This is a genomic window from Burkholderia sp. GW821-FHT14F03 (assembly GCF_058803765.1).
This window is the reverse complement of record NZ_JBXAPG010000051.1, coordinates 48,237-51,144: the sequence shown is the minus strand read 5'-3', so window position 1 is coordinate 51,144 and position 2,908 is coordinate 48,237. Positions and strand designations below refer to the sequence as shown.

The window sequence follows — 2,908 nt, the reverse complement described above, 5'->3', positions numbered from 1 at the left end:
TGTTCGGCTGGTAGGCGGCCTGGCTCGCGATCACCTGCACGGTGCCGCCGTTCAGCGTCGCCGCGCCGGTCGCCGCGAGGCTGCCGCTCTGCTGCGGCGTCGCCGCGACCTGCAGCGTCGAGCCCGGCTGGAACGTCACCGTGCCGGCCACGTTCAGCGCCGCGCCCGGCTGCGAGACGGCCGCCGTCGCGCCGTTCGCGACCACGAGCCCGCCGATCGTGCCGGTGCCCGTCACCGTCGCGCCGCGCTGCACGTTGACGACCGAATTGGCGAGCGAGCCGCTCACGGCGAGCGTGCCCGCGCTGACGGTGGTCGGACCGCTCAGCGTGCTCGTGCCCGTCAGCGTCAGCTGCCCGCTGCCCGCCTGCGTCAGCGACCCCGTGCCCGAGATCGCGCCGCCGAACGACGTGCTGTCCGAACGGTCGAAGACCAGCGCGCCCGCGTTCGCCACGTTGCCCGCGAGGCTGCCCGAGGTGCCGCCGTTGCCGACCTGCAGCGCGCCGCCGCCGATGGTCGTGCCGCCCGCATAGGTGTTCGCGCCGGACAGGATCAGCGTGTCGCCGCCGCTCTTGGTCAGCGTGCCGCCGCCCGTCAGCGCGCCGCCATAGTTGCCGCCGCCCGTGACCGTGAGGCTGCCCGTGCCGGTGTCGAGCACGCCGCCCGTCGCCCCGCTGAGCCCGGGCAGCGTGAGCTGGGTGCTGCCGAGCGCGATGCTGCCGCCGTTCAGCGTGAGCCCGCCCGTGCCGAGCGCGCCGCTGTTGCCGAGCACGAGCGAACCGCTGTTGAGCACCGTGCCGCCCTGGAACGTGTTGCTGTTGTTCAGCGTCAGCGTGCTCTGGCCGTTCTTGACGAGACCGCCCACCCCCGACACCACGCCCGACAGCGTCAGGTTCGCGGTGCCGCCGATCGTCGTGCCGGCGTTCACCGTCACCGGGTTCGCGAGCGTCACCGCGGTCGTGGTGTCGATCGTGCTCGGCGCGTTGACCGTCAGCGCGCCGGTGCCGAGCGCGCCGTTGCCGCCGAGCACGAGCGCGCCGCCCGTGACCGTGGTGCCGCCCGCATAGGTGTTGTTGCCCGACAGCGTCTGCGTGCCCGTGCCGCTCTTCACGAGGCCGCCTCCACCGCCGATCGAGCCGGCGAACGCGGTGTTCCCCGCGCCCGCGAGCGTCAGCGGGTTCACGCCGAGCGACACGGTGCTGCCCGCGACTCCGGACAGCCCGCCGATGGTCTGCGCGCCGGCGCCGGGCGCGAGCGTGAAGCCCGTGCCCGCCGCGTTGAGGTCGACGGTGGTGGCGTTCGACAGGCTGCCGCCCGCGCCGATCACCAGATTGCCCGCGTTGATCGTGGTCGCGCCACCGTAGGTGTTCGCGCCCGTGAGCACGGTCGTGCCGCTGCCCTGCTTCGTGATCCCGCCCGTGCCGCTCAAGGCGCCGCCGAAGGTCTCGATCCCGCCGTCGCCGAACGTGAGCGTGTTGGCGCCGAGCGTGACGTTGGTGCCGCCGATGCCGGACAGCGCGCCGATCGTCTGGTTCGCGCCCGACGCGCCGATGTCGAGCGTCGCGCCGGCGCTCGTCAGGTTCACCGCGCCCGTCGCCGCGAGGCTGCCGCCCGCGCCGATCACCAGCTTGCCGGCGTTGATCGTCGTGCCGCCCGTGTAGGTGTTCGTGCCCGTCAGCGTCTGGGTGCCCGCGCCGATCTTCGTCAGCGAGCCCGTGCCCGTCAGCGCGCCGCCGAAGGTCGCGCTGCCGCCGCCGTTGCCGAGCGCCAGCCCGTTCGCGCCGAGCGCCACCGTCGTCCCGCCCACGCCGGACAGCGCGCCGATCGTCGGGATCCCGCTCGCGCCGCTCAGGTCGAGCGTCGCACCCTGGGCGCTCAGGTTCACCGCGCCCGTCGCCGCGAGGCTGCCGTTCCCGCCGATCGCCAGCGTGCCGGCCGCGATCGTCGTGCCGCCCGTGTAGGTGTTGGCGCCCGTCAAGGTTTCCGTGCCCGGGCCGGCCTTCGTGAGGCCGCCCGCGCCGACGATCGCGCCGCTGAACGTGCCGCTCGTGGCCCCGCCGATCGTCAGCGCGTTGCCGCCCAGGTTGACGGTCGAGCCGCCCGCGCCGATCAGCGTGCCGATCGTCTGGCTCGCGGTCGCGCCGCTCAGGTCGAGCGTCGCGCTCCCGTTCGCGAGGTTCACCGTGCCCGTCGCCGCGAGGCTGCCGCCCCCGCCGATCGCCAGCGTGCCGGCGTTGATCGTCGTGCCGCCCGTATAGGCGTTCGCGCCCGTCAAGGTTTCCGTGCCGCTGCCCTGCTTCGTGATCCCGCCCGTGCCCGTGATCGCGCCGCCGAAGGTCTGGTTCGTGGCGTCGCCCAAGGTCAGGCCGTTGCTGCCGAGCGCCACCGTCGTGTTGGCTATGCCGGACAGCGCACCAATCGTCTGGTTCGCGCCCGCGCCGCTCAGGTCGAGCGTCGCGCCCGCGCCGCTCAGGCTTACCGTGCCGCCCGTCGCGAGGCTGCCGCCCGCGCCGAGCGCCAACGTGCCCTGCGCGATCGTCGTGCCGCCCGTATAGGTGTTCGCGCCCGTCAGCGTCTCCGTACCCGCGCCCGCCTTGGTGAAGCCGCCCGTGCCGGAAATCACCCCGCCGAACGTGCCGTTCGCGCTGCCGCCCGCGGTCAGCGTGTTGCCGCCCAGGTTGACGCTCGAACCGGACGTGCCGTTCAGCGTGCCGATCGCCTGGTTGACGCCTGCGCTGATATCGAGCGCCGTGCCTGCGCCGTTCAGATTCACCGTCCCCGTCGCGGCGAGGCTGCCGCCCAGGCCGAGCGCCAGCGTGCCGGCGTTGATCGTCGTGCCGCCCGTGTAGGTGTTCGCGCCCGTCAAGGTTGCCGTGCCGCTGCCCTGCTTCGTGATCCCGCCCGAGCCCGT

At 74.0% G+C, this 2,908-nt stretch carries 1 protein-coding gene; it reads right to left on the bottom strand.

Features of this window, described 5'->3' with window-relative positions:
- Window positions 1–2,908, bottom strand: a 2,908-nt coding sequence (locus AC1RQF_RS27700; RefSeq protein ID WP_492873403.1) for a beta strand repeat-containing protein, incomplete at both ends; no start/stop codon positions are given.